Below are 22,082 nucleotides of genomic sequence, written 5' to 3' on the forward strand. Positions count from 1 at the left end.
TTTTTTGCGTTGTGGGCCAGGGCGCTGCCGGGGCGCGCCGCGGCCGGGTCCCGGGCGGCGCGCCGGCGCCCGCCGTCGAACAGCGGCAGGGTGATGGCGGGGGCGAAGGTCCAGGCGCCGCTGCCGCCGGCGAACAGATGTTCCAGCTCGGCGCTGGCGCTGCCGAACGAGCCGGTCAGGCTCACCTGCGGAAAGAAGGCGGCGCGCGCCGCGCCGATATTGGCGTTGGCGGCCTTGAGCTGATGCTCGGCGGCGATGATGTCGGCGCGGCGTTCGAGCAGCGCCGACGGCAGGCCGGGCGCCAGCACCGGCAGGCTGTCGCCAGCGTCGTCCGGCGCCGGCGGCGCAGGGATCACCGGCGTGCCGACCAGCAGCTGCAGCGCGTGGCGCTTGAGGTCGCGCTCCTGCTGCAGCTGGGCGGACAGCGCCTGCGCCTGCAGCAGCAGGGTTTCCACCTGGGTCAGGTTCAGGCGCGAGGTGGCGCCGACGGCGGCGCGGCGGCCGAAAATGCGGTAGCTCTCCTGGCGCGTGGCCAGCGTGCGCTGGGCCAGCGCGATGCGCTGGTCCATCTCGCGGACTTCAAAATAGGCTTCGGCGACCTGGGCGATCAGCGCCACGGCGACGGCCCGGCGCGCGGCGTCGCTGGCCAGGTAGTCTTCCAGCGCGGCCTCGCGCAGGTTGGCCAGGCGCCCCCAGAAGTCGATCTCCCAGTCGCTGACGCCGACGCCGGCCTGGTACTGGCCGGCGACCATGGGCCGGCCGGTCAGGCTCAGGTCGGCGGGCAGGCGCTGGCGTTGTCCGGCCGCCTGCGCGGCCAGCAAGGGCAGCGCGGCGCCCCGCTCGATGCCGTAGGCGGCGCGCGCCTGCTCGACCCGCAGCGCGGCGATGCGCAGGTCGCGGTTATGTTCCAGCGCCTGCGCGATCAACGCCTGCAGCGCGGGGTCGGCGAAATAGGCGCGCCACTCGGGCGGCGCGGCGGCGCCGGCGGACGACGCCGGCATCGGGTAGTGCGCGGCCACCGGCAGCGGCGGCCGGAAGTAGGGCGGCGCCAGCGATCCGCAGCCCGCCAGCAGCGCGCAGCCCAGTATCAGGCTGCGCCCTCCATTCAGGGAAAACGGCGTGGACGGCGACATGATGCGGCTCCTGGTAATGGGCGAATAGGCGCCGTGTCGAGCATCGGCGAACGCAGTGTAAGGGGGGCGCCGCCGCCATGTATTTGATGTAGGTCAAATATCCGCCGATGGGGCGGCGGCGTCGGCGCCGGCCGGAGAATGACTGAGCCATTTGATCTGCATCAATTTTCGGGGCTGACTTCAGCGGACGCAGCGGTTAGTGTGAAGCAAGCACTGCTTTGGTGCCGCAAGGAGAATCGAATGAATGCAAGCCCACAGATCGACCCGCCGGGCGCCGCGCTGCGCAGCATCGCCACGCTGGGCGAACTGTTTGCCTGGCGCGCCGGCCGCACGCCCCACGCCGTGGCCTACCGCCAGTACGACGCCGCCGCCGGCCAGTGGCGCAGCCATACCTGGAGCGAGGTGCAGCTGCGGGTCCAGCGCTGGCAACGGGCCATCGGCGCGCTGATGCTGGGCGCCGGCGCGCGCGTGGGGATCCTGCTGCCCAACGGCGTGGACGCGGTGTGCGCCGACCAGGCGGTGCTGTCGCTCGGCCTGGTGCCGGTGCCGATGCACGCGCTGGACAACCCCGCCAGCATCCGCTACATCCTCGACGATTGCCAGGTGGCGCTGCTGCTGACGGCGAACCAGCAGCAATGGCGCGCCATCGCCGCAGGCGGCGACGCGCCGGCGCACCTGCGGCTGGTGGTCACGCTGCAGGAGTGCGACGTGGCGCCGTTGGAAGAGCAGCCGCCGATGGTGTCGCTCAACGCCTGGCTCGACAGCCGGGGCGACCTGTGGAGCACGCCGCGCCGGGTGGCGGGCAGCGACCTGGCCGCCATCGTCTACACCTCCGGCACCACGGGCAAGCCCAAGGGCGTGATGCTCACCCATGCCAACGTGCTGGCCAACCTGCGGGCGGTGCTGGCGCGCGTGCCGGTGCGCCCCGACGACGTGTTCCTGTCGCTGCTGCCGCTGTCGCATACCTTCGAGCGCACCATCGGCTACTACCTGCCGCTGGCGGCAGGCGCCAGCGTGGCGTATGCGCGCTCGGCGGCGCAGCTGGCCGAGGACCTGCTCGCGGTGCGCCCGACCGTGCTGGTCGCGGTGCCGCGCGTCTACGAAAAATTCCATGCGGCCGTCGAAGACCACCTGGCCGCCGCCGGGCGCGGCGCGCGCCTGCTCCATGGGCTGGCGCTGCGCGTGGGCTGGCGCCGCTTTTGCCGGCGCCAGGGGCTGCCCGGCGGCGCAGGGTCGGCGCTGGCCGATGCGCTGCTGTGGCCCGTGCTGGAGCGGCTGGTGGCGCGGACCGTCCGCGCCCGCTTCGGCGGCCGCCTGCGCGCGGCCATCAGCGGTGGCGCGCCGTTGCCGCCGGCCGTGGCGCAGGGGCTGCTGGCCATGCAACTGCCGCTGCTGCAAGGCTACGGCATGACCGAATGCGCGCCGGTGGTGGCCGCCAACGGCATCGACGACAACTGGCCGGCCAGCGTCGGCCGCCCGCTTGAGGGCACCGAAGTGCGCCTTGGCGAGCGTGACGAGCTGCAGGTGCGTTCGGCCAGCGTCATGCGCGGCTACTGGGGCCGACCGGAAGACACCCGGCGCGCCATCAGCGCCGACGGCTGGCTCAACACCGGCGACCAGGCCGCCATCGAGCAGGGGCGCATCCGCATCGTCGGCCGCCTCAAGGACATCCTCGTCACCTCGAACGGCGAGAAGATCGCGGCGGCCGACGTCGAGCAGGCCATGCTGGCCGATACCCTGTTTGCCCAGGTCATGGCGGTGGGCGACAACCGCCCGTACCTGAGCGCGGTCGTGGTGCTCAACCCGCGCCAGTGGCAAGCGCTGGCGCCGCAACTGGCGCTCGATCCCGGCCAGCCGGCCAGCCTGACCGCGCCTGCCGCGCAGGCCCTGCTGCTCAAGCGGGTGCGCGAAGCCTGCGCCGCGCTGCCGCGCCATGCGGTCCCCCGCGCGATCCACGCCGTGACCGAACCGTGGACGGTGGAGAACAGCCTGCTGACGCCGACGCTCAAGCTCAAACGCAACAACCTGATGGCGCGCTACGCGCCGCAGATCGACGCCCTGTACGCGGCCCGCGACAGCCGCCAGCCACAGGAGCTGGTGCCGTGACGGCACGGCGCCATCCATCCTATCCACACCAGGCAGCGACCATGAAAATACAATTCCTTGGAGCGACCGGCACCGTGACCGGCTCCCGTTATCTGCTCACCTCGGGCACCGCGCGCATGCTGCTCGACTGCGGCCTGTTCCAGGGCTACAAGCAGCTCAGGCTGCGCAACTGGGAAGACTTGCCGGTGGCCGCCGCCGAGATCGACGCGGTGGTGCTCACCCACGCCCACCTGGACCACAGCGGCTACCTGCCGTTGCTGGTCCGGAACGGCTTTCGCGGCAAGATCTACTGCAGCGAGGCGACCTACGACCTGTGCCGCATACTGCTGCCCGACAGCGGCCGCCTGCTCGAGGAGGAGGCCGGCCACGCCAACCGCCACAACTATTCCAAGCACGCGCCGGCCCTGCCGCTCTACACGGAAAAGGATGCGCTGCGGGCGCTGGAGTACTTCTCGCCGGTCGGCTTCGGCGAGCCGTTCCCCATCTGCGGCAAGCTGCAGGGCCGGCTGGCCCTGGGCGGCCACATCCTGGGCGCGGCCATCGTCACCATCAGCGACGGCCGGCGCAGCGTGACCTTTTCCGGCGACCTGGGCCGGCTGCGCGATGCCATCATGGTCGAGCCCAGCCATATCACCCGCAGCGACTACCTGGTGCTGGAGTCGACCTACGGCGACCGCCGCCACGACCCGGCCGATCCCGCCATCCTGCTGGGCCAGACCATCCGCGAGACGGCGGCGCGCGGCGGCGTCACCATCATTCCCGCGTTCGCCGTCGGCCGCGCGCAGTCCATCCTGTACGCCATCCACCAGCTCAAACGGCAGGGCCAGCTGCCGTCGGCGCTGCCGGTCTACCTGAACAGCCCGATGGCCACCGACGCCACCGCGCTGTACCAGAAATACCTGCCGCTGCACCGGCTGGACCGCCGGGAGTGCGAAGCCATGTGCCATGCGGCGCACATCGTCAACAGCGTCGAGGAATCGATCGCGCTCAACGAGCGCCGGCTGCCGATGGTCATCGTCGCCGCCAGCGGCATGGCCACCGGCGGCCGCGTGCTGCACCACCTGAAGGCCTTCGCCGGCGACGCCCGCAACACCGTGCTGTTCGCCGGCTTCCAGGCCGGCGGCACGCGCGGCGCGGCGATGCTGGGCGGCGCCACCGAGATCAAGATCCATGGCGAGTATGTGCAGCTACGCGCCGCCGTGCGCCAGATCGACAACCTGTCGGCACACGCCGACGCCGGCGAGATCATGAGCTGGCTGGGCCACTTCCTGGAGCCGCCCAAGCGCACCTTCATCACCCACGGCGAGCCGGCCGCGGCCGACGCGCTGCGCCACCGCATCGAGGAGCAGCTGCACTGGGATTGTCGCGTGCCCGAGTACCTGGAACAGCAGGAGTTGCCGTGAACGGGCCGATGGCGGACGGCGTGCTGCTGCCTGGCCAGGACACGCCGCTGGCCAGCCTGTCGCTGCGCCGGCTCGGTATCGACACCTACCAGGAGCCGGTGGCCTACCTGCGCAGCGATTGCCCGGTGTGCAAGTCGGAAGGGTTCGAGGCCCGCTCGCGCATCGAGATCTGGCGCGGCAACCAGCACATCGTCGCCACCCTCAATGTGGTGCACGACGACCTGGTCGACATGTGCCAGCTGGGTTTGTCGGAAGCGGCCTGGCGCGCGCTGGGCGGCATCGACGGCGAACCGCTGCGGGTGGCGCATGCGCGGCCGGTGCAATCGCTGTCGGCCGTGCGCGCCAAGATCTACGGCCGCCCGCTGGGCGCCGAGGCGGCGTCCGCCATCGTGCGCGACGTGGTCGACGGCCGCTATTCCGAAATCGAGCTGGCGGCCCTGATCACCGCCTGTTCCGGCGACCGCATGGACACGGCCGAGACCATCGCGCTGACGCGCGCCATGGTGGCGGTGGGCCAGCGCCTGCACTGGCCGGTCGAGACCGTGGTCGACAAGCACTGCGTGGGCGGCTTGCCGGGCAACCGCACCACCTTGCTGGTGGTGCCCATCGTCGCGGCCTGCGGCCTGACCATCCCCAAGACCTCGTCGCGCGCGATCACCTCGCCGGCCGGCACGGCCGACACCATGGAAACGCTGGCGCCGGTGGCGCTGGACCTGCCCGCGATGCGCCGCGTGGTCGAGCGGGAGGGTGGCTGCATCGCCTGGGGCGGCGCGGTCTCGCTCAGCCCGGCGGACGACTTGCTGATACGGGTCGAGCGGCCGCTGGGCCTGGACAGCGACGGCCTGATGGTGGCCTCGGTGCTGTCGAAGAAGATCGCCGCCGGCTCCACCCACGTGGTGATCGACATGCCGGTCGGCCGCACCGCCAAGGTCCGCTCGGCGCAGGCGGCGCGCACCCTGGCGCAGCGCTTCGACAGCGTCGGCCGCGCGCTCGGCATCAACGTCAGCGTGATGATCAGCGACGGCAGCCAGCCGGTCGGGCGCGGCATCGGTCCGGCGCTGGAGGCCTGGGACGTGCTGGCGGTGCTGCAGAACCAGGCCGGCGCGCCGGACGACCTGCGCCAGCGCGCGCTGCAGCTGGCGGCGCGGGTGCTGGAACTGGGCGGCAAGGCGGCGTCCGGCCACGGCCTGGCGCTGGCCAGCGGCGCGCTCGAGAGCGGCGCCGCCTGGGCCAAGCTGCAGGCGATCTGCGCCGCGCAGGGCGGCATGCGCACGCCGCCGCGCGCGGCCTACACCCACGTGCTGCCCGCGCTGCACGACGGCCGCGTGGTCGCCATCGACAACCGCCGGCTGGCGCGGCTGGCCAAGCTGGCCGGCGCGCCCAAGGCGCCCGCCGCCGGCCTGGCGCTGCACGCGCGGCTGGGCAGCGTGCTCAGCGCCGGCCAGCCGCTGTTGACGCTGCACGCGGAATCACCCGGCGAGCTGGCCTACGCGCTGGCCTACGCCGAGGCGCAGGACACGATCTTTTCCATCCAGGAGATGTGATGAACGCGATCATGATGGCGCTGCCCGGCGCCGAAACGCTGGCCGCCGGCCTGCGCGGGCACCTTGGGTGCGAGGCGGGCGAGCTGCTGCTGCACCGCTTTCCCGACGGCGAAACCTGCCCGCGGCTGGCGCGCGCGGTGGCCGGCCGCGACGTGGTGCTGGTGGCAGCGCTGGATCAGCCGGACAGCAAGATCATGGCGCTGTACCTGAGCGCCTGCGTGGCGCGCGAGCTGGGCGCGCGCAGCGTCGGGCTGGTCGTGCCGTATCTGCCCTATATGCGCCAGGACGCCGTGTTCGCGCCGGGGCAGGGCGTGACGTCGCGCCATGTCGCGCGCCTGCTGTCGGGCTGCTGCGACTGGCTGGTGACGGTGGACCCGCATTTGCACCGCTATCACAACCTGTCCGAGCTGTACGAGATCGCCACCGAGGTGGTGCCGGCGGCGCCGCTGATCGCGCGCTGGATAGGCGCCAACGTGGCGCGGCCGGTGTTGGTCCGCCCCGACCAGGAGAGCGAACAGTGGGTGGCCCAGGTGGCGGCCGGCGCCGGCTGCCCGTACACCGTGCTGAGCAAGGTGCGCAGCGGCGACCGCGAGGTGGCCGTGTCGCTGCCCGACGCGGCCCAACTGGCCGGCCGCACGCCGGTGCTGGTGGACGACATCGTGTCGACCGCGCGCACCATGATCGCCGCCGTGGAGCGGCTCAAGGCGGGCGGCTTCGCCGCGCCCGTCTGCATCGGCGTGCATGCGCTGTTTGCCGGCGCCGCCTACGCCGAACTGCAGGCGGCCTGCGCCGGCCGCATCGTCAGCTGCGACACGGTGGCCCATGCCAGCAACCAGATCGGCGTCGGCGCGCCGTTGGCGACGGCGGTGCGTCACATGCTCGGGCTATCCCGGGCGCTGCGCTCGGCGTGAACGGACAATTTGCCGGATTTTTGATTTGCATCAGGAATCGCTAGTGCGCCGATCGGCCGGCCGGATTACTGTGACTCTGCGATCATTTGAAAGGACATGACATGAAGACGATATCCACCTTGGCGTTGACGATGGCCCTGGCGCTGGGCGCGCACTGGAGCGCGGCGGCGGACCTGCGGCCGACATCGCAGAACGGCGTGACCTACCTGTCCGGCGGCGTCGGCGAGGAAGAGCGGCAAGCGATGCTCGACGCGCGCGGCGACTACAAGCTGCTGCTGACCTTTTCCACCAAGGGCAGCGGTGAAATGCTGGCCGACGTGGCGGTGACCATACGCGACCACGCCGGCAAGGAGGTGGCGAGCCTGGTCTCGCCCGGTCCGATGTGCTACCTCGATCTGGCGCCCGGCAGCTATCGCATCCTGGCCTCCGCGCACGGCAAGGAGATCTCGCGCACGGCCGTGGTCAAGCCGCGAGGCAGGCGCGAGCTGTATTTCTACTGGGACCCCGTATGAACTGACAGGCAGCGCGAATGCCGGCGCGCTGCCGATCGACGATCCGGCAACACTTCAACAAAAAGGAGTAGCACATGGCTAACAATTTAATGCAGTTCGATCCCTTTGGCAGCCTGGCGCGGTTCGAGCCGTTGCGCGGCGTCGAGGATTTCTTCCGCGACTTCGGCCTGCGGCATGCGTTGCGCGACATGGAGGCCAAGCCCTTGATCAAGCTCGACGTCCACGAAACGGAACAGGCCTACAGCGTCAAGGCCGAGCTGCCCGGCATGAAGAAGGAAGACATCAAGGTCGACATCGACGGCAACCGCGTGTCGATCTCGGCCGAGACGCGGCGCGAGAGCGAGCAGAAGGACGGCGAGACGGTGGTGCGCAGCGAGCGCTATGTCGGCCAGCAGTACCGCAGCTTCACGCTGGAGCAGGAGGTCGACGACAGCCAGGCCGTGGCCAAGTACCAGGACGGCGTGCTGGAGCTGACGCTGCCAAAGAAACCCAGTAGCAACGGCGCCAAGAAATTGGTGATCAATTAAGTCAGACGGTCCGGGGTGCGGCCGAGGGCCGCGCTCCGCCGCATCCGCACAGGAACCCATCATGTTCAAGCATATCTTAGTGCCGACCGACGGCTCGGCAATTTCCAGCGCCGCCATCCGCAACAGCGTCACGTTCGCCAAGGAGTGCGGCGCGACGGTCACCGGCCTGCATGTGACGCCGGAATTTCATGTCCTGACCCATCACAGCGAAATGCTGGAAGCGACACGCGCGGAGTACAAGCAGGACAGCGAAGCGCAGGCCCGCAAATATCTGGAGGAAATCGAGCAGGCCGCCCGCGAGCTGGGCGTTCAGTGCAAGACCATCACGGTCACGGACGACCAGCCGTACGAGGTCATCATCCGCACCGCCGAACAGCAGGGGTGCGATCTGATCTGCATGGCCTCGCACGGCCGGCGCGGCATCAAGGGCATGCTGCTGGGCAGCGAAACACAAAAGGTGCTGACCCACAGCCAGGTGCCGGTGCTGGTGTTCCGCTGACGACGGCGCCTCAGCGCCAGCTGTAGGCCAGCAGCGAGGGCAGGCTGGCCGCCAGCAGTATCAACACCAGCCCGCCGCCCACGCGCCGCAGGAAGGGCCGCCCGCCGGCCGCCGCGGCCACCAGCTTGCTGGAAGTGTTGGCCGCCAGCGCAAACAGCAGGATATGCCGGGTCGCGCCCGGCGTCAGCACGCCGCTGTCGGCCAGCGACAGGATGGAACTGGCCGCCGCGTGCACATCGACCAGGCCGACCAGCAGGGCGCCCAGCATGGCGGCCGGCGCGCCCAGATAGGTATTGGCATAGGCCAGCAGGGCCGTGGCGCCGCTCAAGATCAGCGCGAACAGCAGCGCCTGGCGGATGCTGAACACGCGGCCGCCGCGCGCCGGGCGTTGCACGGTGTCCGGCACCGCCCGCAAGGTCGCGGCCGACACCAGCAGGGTGGCCGTCATGGCGCAGCCCAGCGTGGGCGCCAGCGTCAGCAGCTGGGCCGGCGCGATGGTCAGCGCGACCACCAGCAGCAGGATGTAGGTGGCCACGTTCGACAGCAGCGCCGCCGCCGCGCAGGCCGCCAGCAGGGCCGGATCGCGGCGGCAGCGCTGGCCCATGTCGGCGGTGGCGGCCACGCTGGAGACGAAGCCCGACGCCAGCCCCGTCAACGCCAGGCCCATGCGCGGACCGGCCATGCGCAGCGCGATATGCGCGCCGGCCTGCAAGCTCATCATCAATACCACCAGGCCCCACATGCGGCGCGGATTGGCGCCCAGCAGCCAGCTGTTGGCGGCGTCCGGCAGCAGCGGCCACACCACCAGCGCGGCGCCGGCCAGCATCAGGCCGTCGCGCAGCTCGCCGCTCTTGAGCGTGACCCGGACGAAATGGTGCAGCGGTGCGCGCAAATCCAGCATCGACGCCACCAGCACCGCGAGGCCGGCCGACACGGCCGGATGGGCGATCGCGTTCACGCCCAGCAGAAAACTGAGGAACAGCGCCAGCTCGGTGACCATGCCCGCTTCCTGCACGTTGCCGCGGGGATAGCTGATCAGGGCCAGCGCCACCACCAGCAGCGCTGTCGCCAGCACCAGCGCGCTGGAGATGGTCTGCGCCAGCGCGCCCGCCAGCGCCACCAGCGCAAAGCTGCGCACCCCGGCCAGCGCGTGGGTGGGCGTGGCGCCCTTGCGCCGCTCGCGTTCGATGCCGATCAGCATGCCGCTGCCGAGCGCCGCGCCCAGCCCGATCAAATCCGCGCCGATGTCCATGTGCGCGTCCGCGTCAGTGCGCCATCAGCACCGGCAAGCTCATCGCGCCGAGGATGGTCCGGGTGACGCCGCCCAGCGCCACTTCGCGGAAACGGGTATGGCCGTAGCCGCCCATGACCATCAGGTCGGCGTCGACGTCCGAAGCCAAGGTCAGCAGCTCGTTGCCGACGTCGAAAGGGGTGTCCCGCCGCTCGACCTCGACGGTGATGCCGTGCCGGGCCAGGTACAGCGCCAGGTCGGCGCCCGGCTGCTCGCCGTGCGCCTGGTGATGGGCATAGGGATTGAAGATGGCCAGCGTGACCTTGGCCGCCCGCTGCAGCAGCGGTATGGCGGCGGTGACGGCGCGCGTGGCCTCGAGGCTGCCGTCCCAGGCCACCATGACCTTGTGGCCGATGCGTGCCATGCGGCCGGAGTGGGGCGTGACCAGCACCGGCCTGGGCGCGTGCAGCATCACTTGCTGGGCCAGTCCCGGCGCCGGGGTGGCGCCCGCGTGGTCCGGATCGGCCTGGCCAACCACCACCAGGTCGGCATAGCGGGCGTGCAGCGCCAGGCCCACATCGAGCTCGTCGTCGACGCAGCGCTTCTCGTGCGATTGCACGCCGAGCCGGCCGGCGGCGGCCGCGAAGTCGCCCAGCGCCAGGTCGGCCCGCTCGCGCAGGAAACCGAGGTCGCCGACCTCGATCGGCATGCCCGGCGCGCCCGGGGGGAACAGGCTGGACTGCTGGATGAACCGGTTGATGCCGCTGCTGGCGACGCCGACCAGATGGGCTTCGAACGCGACCGCCAGCTGGGCCGCCATCTCGATGGCGCGCGCGGCGGGCTGGGATTTGTCGGCCTGCACGAGGATGGTTTTATAGGACATGGTCTGCTTCCTTCTTGTCATGGGTGGCTGTGGCAGGGGCAGGCGCCGGTGCGGATGCCGTTCGAAATCCTCCTGGCAGGCCAGGCAGGTCAGCGCGGCCGGCTGCACCCGCAGGCGTTCCGGCGCGACGGCGGCGCCGCAGCTGACACAGCGGCCGTAGGTGCCGGCGGCCAGGCGCGCGCAGGCGCCGTCGATGCGGCGCAAGGCGGTCAGTTCCTCGGCCAGCAGCACCATGTCGCAACCGCGCAATTGGCGGGCCACGCCGGGATCGTCCAGCATGGCCCGGTGCTCCAGCAGCGCCGCCGCCAGCCACGCCGGCGCCTGCGCCAGATGCCGGCGCAGCTGTCCGTCCAATGCGGCGCGCAGCCGGTGCAGACGGTCGGCGAGCTGGTCCAGCTCGGCTGAGGGTGGGGGATTCATGGCTACAATGTACGGGCGCGCGCAGGCCACGTCTGTAGCATCAATTGATCCAGATCAAAATCGCCGGGAATACAAGGCCGGTCGCTATGCGCATGCAAGCCGCCGCGCAACAGTTGCTTTCGAAATATTTTTTGGCATTCGGCGCGGTTCGATCGTATCATCTTGGGCATGAACGCCGGACCGGCGCAACTGTTCAGGATAGTCCGTTGAAAAATCTCCTTATCGAAGGCCAGAGCCTGGAGTGGCTGCTGGCGTCGGCCACCGACGCCATGCTGATTGTCGACCATGCCGGCGGCATCGTGCTGGGCAATCCCGCGCTGGAGCGGATGTTCGGCTACGGCCCCAACGAGTTGAGCGGCATGACGGTCGAGGCGCTGATACCGGCCCGCTTCCACCACGCCCACGTGGGCCAGCGCGGCGACTTTTTCCAGCAGCCGCGCTCGCGCGCGATGGGCGCCGGCGCCGAGCTGTTCGGGCAGCACCGCGACGGTCACGAGTTCGCCGTCGAGGTCAGCCTGTCGCCGCTGCACACCTCGCATGCGCTGCCGCTGGTGCTGGCCACCATCCACGACGTCACCGAACGCAAGAAGGCCGAGCAGGCGCTGCAGGAAAGCGAGGCGCGCATGCGCGCCATCTTCGAGACCGCCGTCGACGCCATCATCACCATCGACGAGCAGGGCGTGATGGAGCGCCTGAACCCGGCCGCGCAGCGCCTGTTCGGCTACAGCGAGGCCGAGGCGGCCGGCCGCAACGTGTCGATGCTGATGCCGCAGCCGCACCGCGCGCTGCACGACGGCTACCTGGCGCACTACCGCGAGACGGGCGAGCAACGCATCATCGGCAAGGGCCGCGAGGTCGAGGGCTTGCGCAAGGATGGCAGCGTGTTCCCGATGGAGCTGTCGGTGGTCGAGATGCAGCTGGGCGCGCGGCGCATGTTCACCGGCATGGTGCGCGACATTTCCGAGCGCAAGCTGGCGGAGGAGCACAACCGCCGCCTGATGCAGGAGATCAGCAGCGCCAACGAGGAACTGACCAACTTCGCCTACGTGGTGTCGCACGACCTGAAGGCGCCACTGCGCGGCATCGGCTCGCTGGCCGACTGGCTGGCCACCGACTACGCCGAGCAGTTCAACGACGAAGGCAAGGAACACATGCGGCTGCTGATCAACCGGGTGCACCGCATGGGCAGCCTGATCGACGGCATCCTGCAGTATTCGCGCGTGGGCCGGGTCAAGGAAGCGCATACGCCGGTCGACCTGAACCGGCTGCTGGCCGACGTGGTGGACCTGCTGGCGCCGCCGCCGCGGTTCCGCATCACGGTCGCGCCGGGCCTGCCGACCGTGCTGATCGAGCCGACCCGCATCCAGCAGGTGTTCCACAACCTGATTTCCAACGCCATCAAATACATGGACAAGCCGGACGGGCGGATCGACATCGATTGCGCCGACGACGGCAGCCACTGGCGCTTCAGCGTGCGCGACAACGGCCCCGGCATCGAGCAGCGCCATTTCGAGCGCATCTTCCAGCTGTTCCAGACGCTGGCCTCGCGCGACCGGGTCGAGAGCACCGGCGTGGGGCTGGCGCTGGCCAAGAAAATCGTAGAAATGTATCAGGGACGGATCTGGCTTGAATCGCAGACCGGGCAGGGCAGCACGTTCTGGTTCACGCTGCCCAAGTCCTCTCCGTCGCAACCCAGAACAGGACAAGCCCATGAAAGTGAGTAACAAACCCATCCTGCTGGTCGAAGATGACCACGTCGACATCATGACGATCAAGCGGGCATTGAAGGAAATCCATGTCGGCAACGCCGTGATCAGCATGGAAAACGGCGAGGCGGGCCTGGAGTATCTGCGCGACCCGGCGCAGGAACGGCCCTGCATCATCCTGCTGGACTTGAACATGCCGATCATGAACGGCATCGAGTTCCTGCAGCAGATCAAGCTCGACCCGTCGCTGCGGCGCATCCCGGTGGTGGTGCTGACCACGTCCGAGGAGCAGCAGGACAAGGTGCGCAGCTTCGACCTGGGCGTGGCCGGCTACATGGCCAAGCCGGTCGACTACCGCCGCTTCGTCGAGATGATGCGCTCGATCGACCTGTACTGGACCATCAGCGAGATGCCGTGAACGCCGACCTTGCCGACAACGGCGCCGGCGCCCCAGCCGTATTGCGGGTGTTGATCGTCGAGGATGACGTGGTCGACCGCATGGCGTGCCGGCGCGCCTTCGCGACCGATGCCACCGGCGGCTTTGCGCTGCTGGAGGCCGACAGCGGCGAGCGCGGGCTCGAGCTGGCGCGCGAGCAGCGGCCCGACTGCATCCTGCTCGACTACCATCTGCCGGACCTGACCGGCCTCGAATTCCTGGCCCACCTGAACGCCGACGGCGCCGGCCAGTCCATCCCGGTGATGATGCTGACCGGCGCCGACAGCGCCGCCGTGGCGGCCGAGGCGATGCGGCGCGGCGCGCGCGACTACCTGGTCAAGGACGTCGACGGCCGCTACCTGGAATTCCTGCCGGGGGCGATCCACCGCATGCTGCGCGAGCAGCGCCTGCTCAACGACAAGCGCCAGGCCGAGGCGCAGTTCCGCACACTGGTCGAGCAGATGCAGGCCATCACCTACATCGCCGAACTAGGCGAGGGCGGCGCGCTGCGCTACATCAGTCCGCAGATCGGCATGCTTGGCTTCACCCCGGCCGAGTGGCTGGCCGACCCCGGGCTGCACGGGCGGCAGATGGATCCGGCGCAGCGCGCGTCCACGCTGCGCGCGCTGGACGATTGCCGCCGCGACGGCAGCCCGCTGCGGCTGGAATACCGGCTGTCGGCACGCGACGGCCAGGCGCTGTGGTTCCGCGACCAGGCCGAGCTGGTGCGCGACGACGAGGGACGGCCGCTGTTCATGCAGGGCATCATGATCGACATCACCCAGAACAAGCTGACCGAACAGGCCTTGCTGGCGTCGCAGCAGGCGCAGCGCGACCTGGCGGCGCACCAGGAAAGAATCAAGGAACACGAGCGCAAGCGCATCGCCCAGGAAATCCATGACGAGCTGGGCGGCCTGCTGACCGGCATCAAGGCCTATATTTCAGTCAGCATGGACCGCGGCGCGGCGGCCGGCGCGGCGCCCGAGCCCTTGCTGGCCGAGGCGGCAGGACTGGCCCAGGACGCGATCGAGACGGTGCGCCGGGTCATCACCGACCTGCGGCCCAGCGTGCTCGACCAGCTGGGCGTGTGGGCCGCGCTGGAATGGTATGCCGAGCAGATCGAACGCCGCTCCGGCCTGCACTGCGCCTGCGCCATCAGCCCGGCCGCGTCGGCGCTGGAGCTGGGCGCCGAGCGCAGCACGATGCTGTTCCGCATCGCCCAGGAAGCTCTGACCAATGTGGTGCGGCACGCCGAGGCCAGCGCGGTGCAGCTGCGGGTCGACTACGCCGACGGCGTGCTGCAGCTGCGCATCGACGACGACGGCAAGGGTATCGCGGCCGAGCGCTTGCTCAACCGCGAGTCCTGGGGCATCCTCGGCATGCACGAACGCAGCCGTCATTTCGACGGCGAATTGAAAATCACCGGCAGGCCGGGGCAGGGCACGACCCTGCTGCTGCGCCTGCCATTGGACGCACACCATGAGCAATAATCCCATCCGCGTGCTGCTGGTCGACGACCACGCGATCGCCCGTAACGGCGTGCGCCTGATGCTGAGCACGGTCGACGACATCCGCGTCGACGGCGAAGCCTGCAACGCCAACGAGGCGCTGCAGCTGGCGCAGGCGCAGGAATTCGACGTGGCGCTGCTCGACATCACCATGCCCGGCAAGAACGGGCTGGAGCTGCTCAAGCAGTTGCGCGCCGAGCGGCCCAAGCTGGCGGTGCTGATGCTGAGCACCTACGCCGAAGATATCTACGCCGTGCGCGCGCTCAAGCTGGGCGCGGCCGGCTACCTGACCAAGGATGCGCCAACCACGGCGCTGGTGGCGGCGGTGCGCAAGGCCGCGTCCGGGGGCAAGCATGTCAGCCCGGCCCTGCTGGAAAAGCTGGCCAGCCTGATCGGCGGCGGCGAGGTGGGCAAGCTCGAGGCGCTGTCGAACCGCGAGCTGGAGGTGTTCAAGCTGATCGCGGCCGGCGAATCGCTGGTGCGCATCGGCGAGACGCTGCACCTGAGCCCCAACACGGTGACCACCTACCGCGCCCGCATCCTGGAAAAAATGGGCCTCGACAGCAATGCCGAGCTGACCCGGTATGCGCTGGAGCACGGCATCATCTAGTTTCATATTGCAAAGGTTGTAGGGGAAGCCCTACAGATTTCTGTCCGGACTCCCCTACGCGACACGGCAGCGAAGCCCGATAACCGCACGGCCGCCGATCGCCGATACTGTCTCCATACCGCAGCCAACGCTCAGATGCTGCGAAAATCACAACAGGGAGCAGCGAACATGACGACCAACCTCCAACTGGCAACACACAATGGCGGTGCCGTAAGCAGCAGCCAGAACAAATGCGCGATGTGCGGCTTGAAGAACCTGTGCCTGCCGGTGGGGCTGAACGACGCCGAGGTCAGCCGCCTCGACAAGATCATCGGCCGCCGCCGCCGCGTCGAACGCGACGAAAACCTGTGCCGCATGGAACAGCCGTTCAACAACCTGTACGCCGTGCGTTTCGGCCATTTCAAGACCTCGCGCGTCAACCACCGCGGCGAGCAGCAGATCACCGGCTTCCAGATGGCCGGCGAGCTGCTGGGCATGGACGCCATCGGCACCGGCCAGCACGGTTGCGGCGTGGTGGCGCTGGAAGACAGCGAAGTGTGCGAGATCCCGTTCGCCCGCCTGCAGGAATTGTTCGCCGACGTGCCGCAGCTGCTGCAGCACTTCCACCGCATCATGAGCCAGGAAATCATGCGCGAGCAAAACGCGATGATGTTTCTCGCCAATATGCGGGCCGAGCAGCGCTTCGCGCTGTTCCTGCTGAATCTGTCGACGCGCTATGCGGCGCGCGGCTACTCCCCCAACAGCTACCAGCTGCGCATGTCGCGCGAGGACATCGGCGACTACCTGGGCCTGACCATCGAAAGCATCAGCCGGCTGCTGTCGCGCTTTCGCAGCAACGGCTGGATACGCGTCGACAAGCGCGACCTGACCATCGTCGACCGCGCCAGCCTCGAGGCGCTGGCGACCGGCGCCGATCAGGACGGCACCAAGGTTGCCGCCAAGGCGCTCGGCCGCACGCCGGCGGTGGCCTGAGGCAGTGAGCCTGCCGCCGGCTCAGCCCGGCGCGCGTCCCGACCGTTCGACCGCCGTCTGGCAATCCACGCACATCTGGGCGCTGGGTTCCGCCCGCAAACGGGCCGCCGCGATGGCCGCGCCGCACTGCACGCAGGTGCCGTAGCTGCCCGCGCGCACGCGCTCCAGCGCCTCGTCGACGGCGCGCAATTCCATCAATTCGTGATTGAGCAGCGCGATGTCGGTGTCGCTGAGCTGGCACGCCTCGGCCTGGTCGGCATCGATCGCGTAGCTGTTAAACAGGGCCATCTGCTGTTGCTCGTCGGCCTGGTGCAGGCGCTGGCGCAGTTGCTGCGCCAGTTCGCGGCGCCGCAGCAGCAGACTGCTGTTGAGCTCGTCTATGACGTGGGCGCTGTCGGGACTCATGTCGATCTCCATTCACTTGTTCAATACAGCCATCGTAGAGACTTGCCCGTGCAATTTGATTGATGCAAATCAAAAAGGGCCGGCTTCGGATAGAATGGTTTTTCGCGCGCAAGCAGCAGCTTGCACGCTCACTGTGAGGAGAGATGCATGACGGATCCATCGAAGTATGTACCGCCGGCGATCTGGGTCGCGCCGGCATCGTCGGGCGGCACGTTCGGCAACATCAACCGCCCGGTCGCCGGCGCCACCCACGAACAGGAACTGCCGGTCGGCAAGCATCCGCTGCAACTGTATTCGCTGGGCACGCCCAACGGCGTGAAGGTCACCATCATGCTGGAAGAGCTGCTGGCGCTCGGCCATGGCGGCGCCGAATACGACGCCTGGCTGATCCGCATCAACGAGGGCGCCCAGTTCTCCAGCGGCTTCGTGGCGGTCAATCCCAACTCCAAGATCCCGGCGCTGGTCGACCGCAGCGGCGCGCAGCCGCTGCGCGTGTTCGAGTCAGGCTCCATCCTGATGTATCTGGCGGAAAAGTTCGGCGCCTTCCTGCCCACGCAAACGGCGGCGCGCACCGAAACCCTGAACTGGCTGTTCTGGCAGATGGGTTCGGCGCCGTTTGTCGGCGGCGGCTTCGGCCACTTTTTCGCCTACGCGCCGGAAAAGCTGCAATATCCGATCGACCGCTACGCGATGGAAACCAAGCGCCAGCTCGACGTGCTGGACCGCCAACTGGCCGAACACCGCTACGTCGCCGGCGACGAGTACACGATCGCCGACATGGCGGTCTGGCCGTGGTACGGCGGCATGGTGCTGGGGCAGTTGTACAGCGCCGCCGAATTCCTGTCGGTGCACGAGTACCGGCATGTGCGGCGTTGGGCCGACGAGATCGCCGCGCGTCCGGCCGTCATCCGCGGCCGCAAGGTCAATCGCACATTCGGCAACCCCGCAGACCAGGTGCTGGAGCGGCACAATGCGTCGGATCTGGATTGATGCAATACGGATCGATTGTTACATAGTGTGATCTTTCGCATTGGCGGAACGTGCTAGCCTTGTTCCGGTAAGCAAACAATGGAGGGGAATTTGGCGACCGTTACGGAGAATATCGATCTACCCGTGCAATGGGATGTCGCATCGGCAGTCGCGGCGATCACCAGCCGCATCAACCATGCCAAGCAGATGGCCACGCGCCGCTATATTTTTATCGGCGAGACCCATGCGAGCCGGTTCGACAAAAGCCGCAATCATCAGCTCGGTTTCGCCTTCGTCGGCGACAATGACGTTATCCTGATCACCGAGCGCAGCATCTGGAACGATCCTCGGCCAGCCAATCAATTTTTGGCACGCACCTTGAACGAGCCGGCCGACAATATGTGGCAAGAGCCGACCCACGCCGGCGTGGGATCGTTCGATGACAGTCGCAATGTCGAGACCGCCGACGAGATAGTCCGCCGTGTTCAACTCGACGACGTCGCCAATCCGTATCATCCCAAACCTGTGGTCATCATCTTCGGCGAGGATCACAACGCGCGCATCCGCGAAAAACTGGTGACCAGGCTGGCCGACGATGTCAGGATTTGCTGGTGGTCGGCGAAGTCCATCATGGAATACTACGATACGCTGCCGGCCCGTTTGCCCGCTGCATTGGGCAATGTCGTCTGCGTCGGCTTCTACCGCGCACGTGATGACGACGACCAGCAAGTCCAGTTTCTGACCAAGGGAAAGATCACCGCCCCGTTCACTGTAACGCTGCATGATGAGCGCGGGCCTGGGGCCGGGGCTACTTACGCCATGTTTTTGCAGGCCAACAATCCGCAGGTCGCCACTACCCTGCTGCGCTATTACAACGTGAATAATGCCGACGTAACCTTCAGCCCGAATGGCGGCGGCCTGCCTAACTGCGCGGCTGAATTGGTCAGCCATGGACGCTACGACATCCTGGTACGGCAGTTAAGGGATGCCGTCAACGCCGACGCATGAGCGCGCATGCTCTATTCTCCGGCATGCATGGTCCACACCCATTCTGTCCAGTCTCCCACAACAGTCCTTTGTTGAGCGTCACCACCTTTGACCATGTGACGTACGCCTGACCTGGGCGTCGCGCCGGCCGTGGTGGGCCGACGCATGAAAATCACCAGCGCGTCAAAAATTTTGCACAACCACCCGCTTGCGCGACCCAGGCCGAAAACCCGGTGATAGCATGGCGGCCGAAATGACGACAGCGCCATTCCGGCGGTGCGCAAAATAAGAGTGCAGAATGAGACGACTTTTACCTATTGTCGCGACGGCGTGCGTGTTGACTCCGTTGATCGCGACAGCCGCCCCGGGACCGGCCGTGGTGGCCTCGCCGGACGGCAGCGCGGTGATCCGCATCGCGCGCGACGCCAGCCAGTTTTCCATCGTCCGCCGCGGCGAAACCGTGATCGCGGAGTCGCCGCTGGGGCTCGAACTGGACGGCGCCCCCGGCTTCGGTCCGCTGGAGCTGGAACGGCGCGAGGACGTCAAGGTCAACCACGTCATACCGCTGATCGCCACCAAGGCCGCCAGCGCGCTCGATCGTTACAGCGGCACCACCCTGGTGTTCCGCGAACGGGCGCCGGCGGCACGGCGCCTGCTGCTCGACGTGCGCGCCTATGACGACGGCATCGCCTTCCGCTACCGCATCGAAGATACCGCGCCGGTGCGCCTGCGCGGCGAGCGTACCGCCTTCGTGCCGGCGGCCGATCCCGAGTGCATGGTGTCCGAGGCGGAGGGCGCGCACGAAAAACCGTTCGCGAGCAGCAAGCTGTCGGCGCTGCGCGAAGGCGTCGCCTATGACGTGCCGGTGGTCTGCGCCACGCCGTCGGGACGCACCTCGTACGCCATCACCCAGGCCAACCTGGCGGGCTACACCGGCGCCTCGCTGTGGCGCGAGGGCGCCGCGTTGCGGCTGCGCTTGTCGGCGGTACCGGATCGGGCCGGGCCGGCGTATCTGTCGCAGGCCGGACTGACGACGGCCTGGCGCGTGGTGATGCTGGGCGACCGCGCCGGCGACATGATCCCTTCACACCTGATCGGCAACCTGAATCCGGAGCCGGCGGGCGACTTCCGCTGGGTGCAGCCGGGCAAGGCGGCCTGGGACTGGTGGTCGGGCCCGGTGGCGGGGATGAAGCCGGACATGGACAGCTACCGCCGCTTCATCGATTTCGCCGCCGCCTCCGGCCTGCGCTACTACCTGATCGACGCCGGCTGGGCCTGGGGTTCCGGCCCCGGCTGCTGCAACGCGCTGCCCGGCACCGACATCACCCGCGCCGCCGACGGCATCGACATGCCGGAGCTGGTGCGCTACGCCGCCGCCAAGGGCGTCGGACTGCTGCTGTGGGCCCACTGGGAGCATGTGGCGCCGCGCATGGAGCAGGTGCTCGATACCTACGCGCGCTGGGGCGTCAAGGGCATCAAGGTCGACTTCATGAACCGCGACGACCAGGACATGGTCGCGTTCTACCACCGCATCGCGGCCGCCACCGCCGAGCGCAAATTGCTGGTGGACCTGCACAGCGCCTACGTGCCGGCCGGCCTGCAGCGGACCTACCCGAACTTCATCACGCAGGAGGGCGTGCTGGGCGCCGAATGGAACAAGTTGAACAGCAGCGTCACGCCGCGCCACAACCTGATGCTGCCGTACACGCGCATGCTGGCCGGCCCGATGGACTACACGCCGGGCGGCTTCCGCAACGGCACCCCGGCCAGCTTCAAGGTGCAGGACGTGCTGCCGCTGACGCAGACCACGCGGGGCCAGGCGCTGGCCATGTACGTGGTCTACGACAGCCCGCTGCAGATGGTGTCCGACGCGCCCGAGGCCTACAAGGACGCGGCCGGTTTCGATTTCGTCAAGCGCGTGCCGGCGGCCTGGGACGAGACGCGCTTCCTGTCCGGCGAGCCGGGGCGCGACATCGTGATGGCGCGACGCCAGGGCAGCAGCTGGTACGTCGGTGCGATGCGGGCCGAGGAGCCGGCCGGCGCCACCGAGCGCGTGCCGCTGCGCTTCCTGGCGCCCGGCAAATATCGCGCCACGATCTGGGAAGACGGCGCCACGCCCAATGAGCTGCGGCGGGTGGAGCGCGAGGTCGGTCCGGCCGACGTGCTGGAGTTGACGCTGGCCCCCGCCGGCGGCGCTGCGGTGATCCTGGAACGCCTGTAGCAGCGCTTGGGCCGGAACCTCCGCTGGCTCAGCGGGATGGATCGCTGGCCGGAGCGGAGGTTCTCGCGGCTGCGGCCAGATCGGCGGGAACGGTAATCCCGAAGCGCTTGATCAGCTTGAAGTCGAACGCCACGCCTATCTTTGCCGGAGTCTCGGACGGAATGGCGGCGATGGCCTCGCCGGCGAGCAGGCGCGCAACCATTTTTCCGGCTTGCTGCCCCATGCCCGGCAGCGATGGGTAGATGTTCATGGCCGCCCCCCAGCCATCGCGCGCGTCCGGTTCTATGATGCCGACCAGGGGTTTGTCCGCATATTTCGCCATCGTGCGCGCGAACTCCGGATTGATCCCCATTTGGTCGTTCGGCGCCAGAAACAGGTCGACCTGGGAATTCAGCTCCTCGATCAGCGGCACCGTTTGCATGGCCATGCGTTGGGTGCCGTTGTCGCCCCTGACGAATTTGACGCTGCGGTAAATGATCTTCAAGTCCTTGAACTCGGGGTCGCTGGCCAGCAGCTGTTCCAGCCAGGCGCGGTAGCTGAGCGATTGCGGCATATCGCCGTAGATCAGGCCTATGGTCCGGGCGCGCGGCATGACGCGCCGGATGAATCGCAGACGCTGCTTGACCGGCACCGGAAAGGAAACGCCGGTGACGTTGCCGGCAGGCGCGGTGCCGAAGCCGCTGATCAGTCCCAGTCCGACCGGATCGGTGACCGACGCGAAGACAAACCGGCTGTTTGGCTGATCCGCCGCGATTTTTGCAAATGCCTTGGCCGCGATCGTGCCGGCGATGTAGACCACGTCGAAGCTCGCGCCATGCTTTAGTTCCCAGATGTGCGTGGCGGCGCCCTCGAATTGAGACAGCGAGTAGCGCTCGACCTCGAGGTTACGTCCCGGCACGAAGCCGTGGGCCGCGAGCGCATCGAGCATGGCGCCGGTGATGGTTATATACGGCTCGGTCTTTTGCGTGTCGATCACCAGCAATCGCTTGGCAGGCACGGCTCCAGCAGCAACAGCGGGGGAGCCGCAAGGTGCCGATGAGCTCAGGAATGTCGATAGTAAAAGCAACGCAATGCTGCTGCGGCGATCGCTCATAATCTA

20 protein-coding genes are annotated in these 22,082 nt (G+C 68.4%); 15 read left to right on the top strand and 5 right to left on the bottom strand.

Features of this window, described 5'->3' with window-relative positions; translation table 11 throughout:
- Positions 1-1,133 (bottom strand): efflux transporter outer membrane subunit (locus ACCD07_RS26465; RefSeq protein ID WP_413449061.1); only part of this gene is annotated, 1,133 nt, incomplete at its 3' end.
- A 240-nt stretch (positions 1,134-1,373) separates the two neighbouring features.
- Here ACCD07_RS26465 and ACCD07_RS26470 point away from each other — a divergent pair.
- The 7 genes from ACCD07_RS26470 to ACCD07_RS26500 all read left to right on the top strand — a co-directional run bounded on the left by ACCD07_RS26470 (position 1,374) and on the right by ACCD07_RS26500 (position 8,635).
- The gene (locus tag ACCD07_RS26470) at positions 1,374-3,239 is read left to right on the top strand and encodes an AMP-dependent synthetase/ligase (RefSeq protein ID WP_413449062.1); all 1,866 of its coding nucleotides are present in this window, start codon (positions 1,374-1,376) and stop codon (positions 3,237-3,239) included.
- Positions 3,240-3,280: 41 nt separating this feature from the next.
- Positions 3,281-4,642 (top strand): MBL fold metallo-hydrolase RNA specificity domain-containing protein, encoded by a 1,362-nt coding sequence (locus tag ACCD07_RS26475; RefSeq protein WP_413449063.1) that lies wholly within the window; start codon positions 3,281-3,283, stop codon positions 4,640-4,642.
- Between the two features lie 8 nt (positions 4,643-4,650).
- Complete coding sequence (locus tag ACCD07_RS26480) at positions 4,651-6,186, top strand: thymidine phosphorylase family protein (protein ID WP_413449088.1); 1,536 nt, start codon at positions 4,651-4,653, stop codon at positions 6,184-6,186.
- The gene (locus ACCD07_RS26485) at positions 6,186-7,097 is read left to right on the top strand and encodes a ribose-phosphate pyrophosphokinase (RefSeq protein ID WP_413449064.1); all 912 of its coding nucleotides are present in this window, start codon (positions 6,186-6,188) and stop codon (positions 7,095-7,097) included. Before ACCD07_RS26480 ends, ACCD07_RS26485 begins: the two co-directional genes overlap by 1 nt.
- Positions 7,098-7,198: 101 nt before the next feature.
- Complete coding sequence (locus ACCD07_RS26490; RefSeq protein WP_413449065.1) at positions 7,199-7,609, top strand: hypothetical protein; 411 nt, start codon at positions 7,199-7,201, stop codon at positions 7,607-7,609.
- Between the two features lie 74 nt (positions 7,610-7,683).
- Positions 7,684-8,136 (top strand): Hsp20/alpha crystallin family protein, encoded by a 453-nt coding sequence (locus tag ACCD07_RS26495; RefSeq protein ID WP_353398911.1) that lies wholly within the window; start codon positions 7,684-7,686, stop codon positions 8,134-8,136.
- Between the two features lie 61 nt (positions 8,137-8,197).
- Positions 8,198-8,635: a universal stress protein gene (locus ACCD07_RS26500; RefSeq protein WP_413449066.1), complete on the top strand. Its 438-nt coding sequence runs from the start codon at positions 8,198-8,200 to the stop codon at positions 8,633-8,635.
- Between the two features lie 10 nt (positions 8,636-8,645).
- Here the strand turns inward: ACCD07_RS26500 and ACCD07_RS26505 are convergent, their stop codons facing one another.
- A complete protein-coding gene (locus ACCD07_RS26505; protein ID WP_413449067.1) occupies positions 8,646-9,887 on the bottom strand; it encodes an MgtC/SapB family protein in 1,242 nt (413 codons plus the stop codon).
- Positions 9,888-9,900: 13 nt separating this feature from the next.
- Positions 9,901-11,169, bottom strand: coding sequence for a universal stress protein (locus ACCD07_RS26510; RefSeq protein WP_413449068.1), 1,269 nt, complete (start codon positions 11,167-11,169; stop codon positions 9,901-9,903).
- A gap of 206 nt (positions 11,170-11,375) precedes the next feature.
- Between ACCD07_RS26510 and ACCD07_RS26515 the strand changes: the two genes are divergently transcribed.
- The 5 genes from ACCD07_RS26515 to fnr all read left to right on the top strand — a co-directional run bounded on the left by ACCD07_RS26515 (position 11,376) and on the right by fnr (position 16,401).
- The gene (locus ACCD07_RS26515) at positions 11,376-12,893 is read left to right on the top strand and encodes a sensor histidine kinase (protein ID WP_353398923.1); all 1,518 of its coding nucleotides are present in this window, start codon (positions 11,376-11,378) and stop codon (positions 12,891-12,893) included.
- Positions 12,880-13,293 (top strand): response regulator, encoded by a 414-nt coding sequence (locus ACCD07_RS26520; protein ID WP_176650890.1) that lies wholly within the window; start codon positions 12,880-12,882, stop codon positions 13,291-13,293. Before ACCD07_RS26515 ends, ACCD07_RS26520 begins: the two co-directional genes overlap by 14 nt.
- Complete coding sequence (locus ACCD07_RS26525) at positions 13,290-14,801, top strand: response regulator (RefSeq protein ID WP_413449069.1); 1,512 nt, start codon at positions 13,290-13,292, stop codon at positions 14,799-14,801. The genes ACCD07_RS26520 and ACCD07_RS26525 overlap by 4 nt, the downstream gene beginning before the upstream one ends.
- Entirely contained in the window at positions 14,791-15,429 is a 639-nt protein-coding gene (locus ACCD07_RS26530) for a response regulator (protein WP_176650891.1), read from the top strand. Before ACCD07_RS26525 ends, ACCD07_RS26530 begins: the two co-directional genes overlap by 11 nt.
- Positions 15,430-15,597: 168 nt before the next feature.
- Complete coding sequence (gene fnr / locus ACCD07_RS26535; protein WP_176650892.1) at positions 15,598-16,401, top strand: fumarate/nitrate reduction transcriptional regulator Fnr; 804 nt, start codon at positions 15,598-15,600, stop codon at positions 16,399-16,401.
- A 21-nt stretch (positions 16,402-16,422) separates the two neighbouring features.
- On the opposite strand, the gene ACCD07_RS26540 is transcribed toward fnr, so the two are convergent.
- Complete coding sequence (locus ACCD07_RS26540) at positions 16,423-16,806, bottom strand: TraR/DksA family transcriptional regulator (protein ID WP_176650893.1); 384 nt, start codon at positions 16,804-16,806, stop codon at positions 16,423-16,425.
- Between the two features lie 147 nt (positions 16,807-16,953).
- Here ACCD07_RS26540 and yghU point away from each other — a divergent pair, with 147 nt between their 5' ends.
- The 3 genes from yghU (at position 16,954) to ACCD07_RS26555 (ending at position 20,983) form a co-directional block, all read left to right on the top strand.
- Entirely contained in the window at positions 16,954-17,796 is an 843-nt protein-coding gene (gene yghU / locus ACCD07_RS26545) for a glutathione-dependent disulfide-bond oxidoreductase (RefSeq protein ID WP_413449070.1), read from the top strand.
- Positions 17,797-17,886: 90 nt separating this feature from the next.
- Entirely contained in the window at positions 17,887-18,783 is an 897-nt protein-coding gene (locus tag ACCD07_RS26550; RefSeq protein ID WP_176650895.1) for a hypothetical protein, read from the top strand.
- Between the two features lie 316 nt (positions 18,784-19,099).
- Complete coding sequence (locus ACCD07_RS26555; RefSeq protein WP_413449071.1) at positions 19,100-20,983, top strand: glycoside hydrolase family 97 catalytic domain-containing protein; 1,884 nt, start codon at positions 19,100-19,102, stop codon at positions 20,981-20,983.
- Positions 20,984-21,011: 28 nt separating this feature from the next.
- Here ACCD07_RS26555 and ACCD07_RS26560 read toward each other — a convergent pair whose 3' ends face one another.
- Positions 21,012-22,076 (bottom strand): ABC transporter substrate-binding protein, encoded by a 1,065-nt coding sequence (locus ACCD07_RS26560; RefSeq protein WP_413449072.1) that lies wholly within the window; start codon positions 22,074-22,076, stop codon positions 21,012-21,014.
- Between the last annotated feature and the right edge of the window lie 6 nt (positions 22,077-22,082).

The organism is Duganella sp. Dugasp56, from assembly GCF_047304105.1.
GTDB classification, from domain to species: Bacteria; Pseudomonadota; Gammaproteobacteria; order Burkholderiales; family Burkholderiaceae_D; genus Rugamonas; species Rugamonas hordei.

What these genes read in the sequence shown, in the direction of transcription:
- ACCD07_RS26470 (WP_413449062.1), top strand. Translation starts at nt 1,374, where the DNA reads ATGAATGCAAGCCCACAGATCGACCCGCCGGGCGCCGCGCTGCGCAGC.
- ACCD07_RS26475 (WP_413449063.1), top strand. Translation starts at nt 3,281, where the DNA reads ATGAAAATACAATTCCTTGGAGCGACCGGCACCGTGACCGGCTCCCGT.
- ACCD07_RS26480 (WP_413449088.1), top strand. Translation starts at nt 4,651, where the DNA reads ATGGCGGACGGCGTGCTGCTGCCTGGCCAGGACACGCCGCTGGCCAGC.
- ACCD07_RS26485 (WP_413449064.1), top strand. Translation starts at nt 6,186, where the DNA reads ATGAACGCGATCATGATGGCGCTGCCCGGCGCCGAAACGCTGGCCGCC.
- ACCD07_RS26490 (WP_413449065.1), top strand. Translation starts at nt 7,199, where the DNA reads ATGAAGACGATATCCACCTTGGCGTTGACGATGGCCCTGGCGCTGGGC.
- ACCD07_RS26495 (WP_353398911.1), top strand. Translation starts at nt 7,684, where the DNA reads ATGGCTAACAATTTAATGCAGTTCGATCCCTTTGGCAGCCTGGCGCGG.
- ACCD07_RS26500 (WP_413449066.1), top strand. Translation starts at nt 8,198, where the DNA reads ATGTTCAAGCATATCTTAGTGCCGACCGACGGCTCGGCAATTTCCAGC.
- ACCD07_RS26505 (WP_413449067.1), bottom strand. Translation starts at nt 9,887, where the DNA reads ATGGACATCGGCGCGGATTTGATCGGGCTGGGCGCGGCGCTCGGCAGC.
- ACCD07_RS26510 (WP_413449068.1), bottom strand. Translation starts at nt 11,169, where the DNA reads ATGAATCCCCCACCCTCAGCCGAGCTGGACCAGCTCGCCGACCGTCTG.
- ACCD07_RS26520 (WP_176650890.1), top strand. Translation starts at nt 12,880, where the DNA reads ATGAAAGTGAGTAACAAACCCATCCTGCTGGTCGAAGATGACCACGTC.
- ACCD07_RS26530 (WP_176650891.1), top strand. Translation starts at nt 14,791, where the DNA reads ATGAGCAATAATCCCATCCGCGTGCTGCTGGTCGACGACCACGCGATC.
- fnr (WP_176650892.1), top strand. Translation starts at nt 15,598, where the DNA reads ATGACGACCAACCTCCAACTGGCAACACACAATGGCGGTGCCGTAAGC.
- ACCD07_RS26540 (WP_176650893.1), bottom strand. Translation starts at nt 16,806, where the DNA reads ATGAGTCCCGACAGCGCCCACGTCATAGACGAGCTCAACAGCAGTCTG.
- yghU (WP_413449070.1), top strand. Translation starts at nt 16,954, where the DNA reads ATGACGGATCCATCGAAGTATGTACCGCCGGCGATCTGGGTCGCGCCG.
- ACCD07_RS26560 (WP_413449072.1), bottom strand. Translation starts at nt 22,076, where the DNA reads ATGAGCGATCGCCGCAGCAGCATTGCGTTGCTTTTACTATCGACATTC.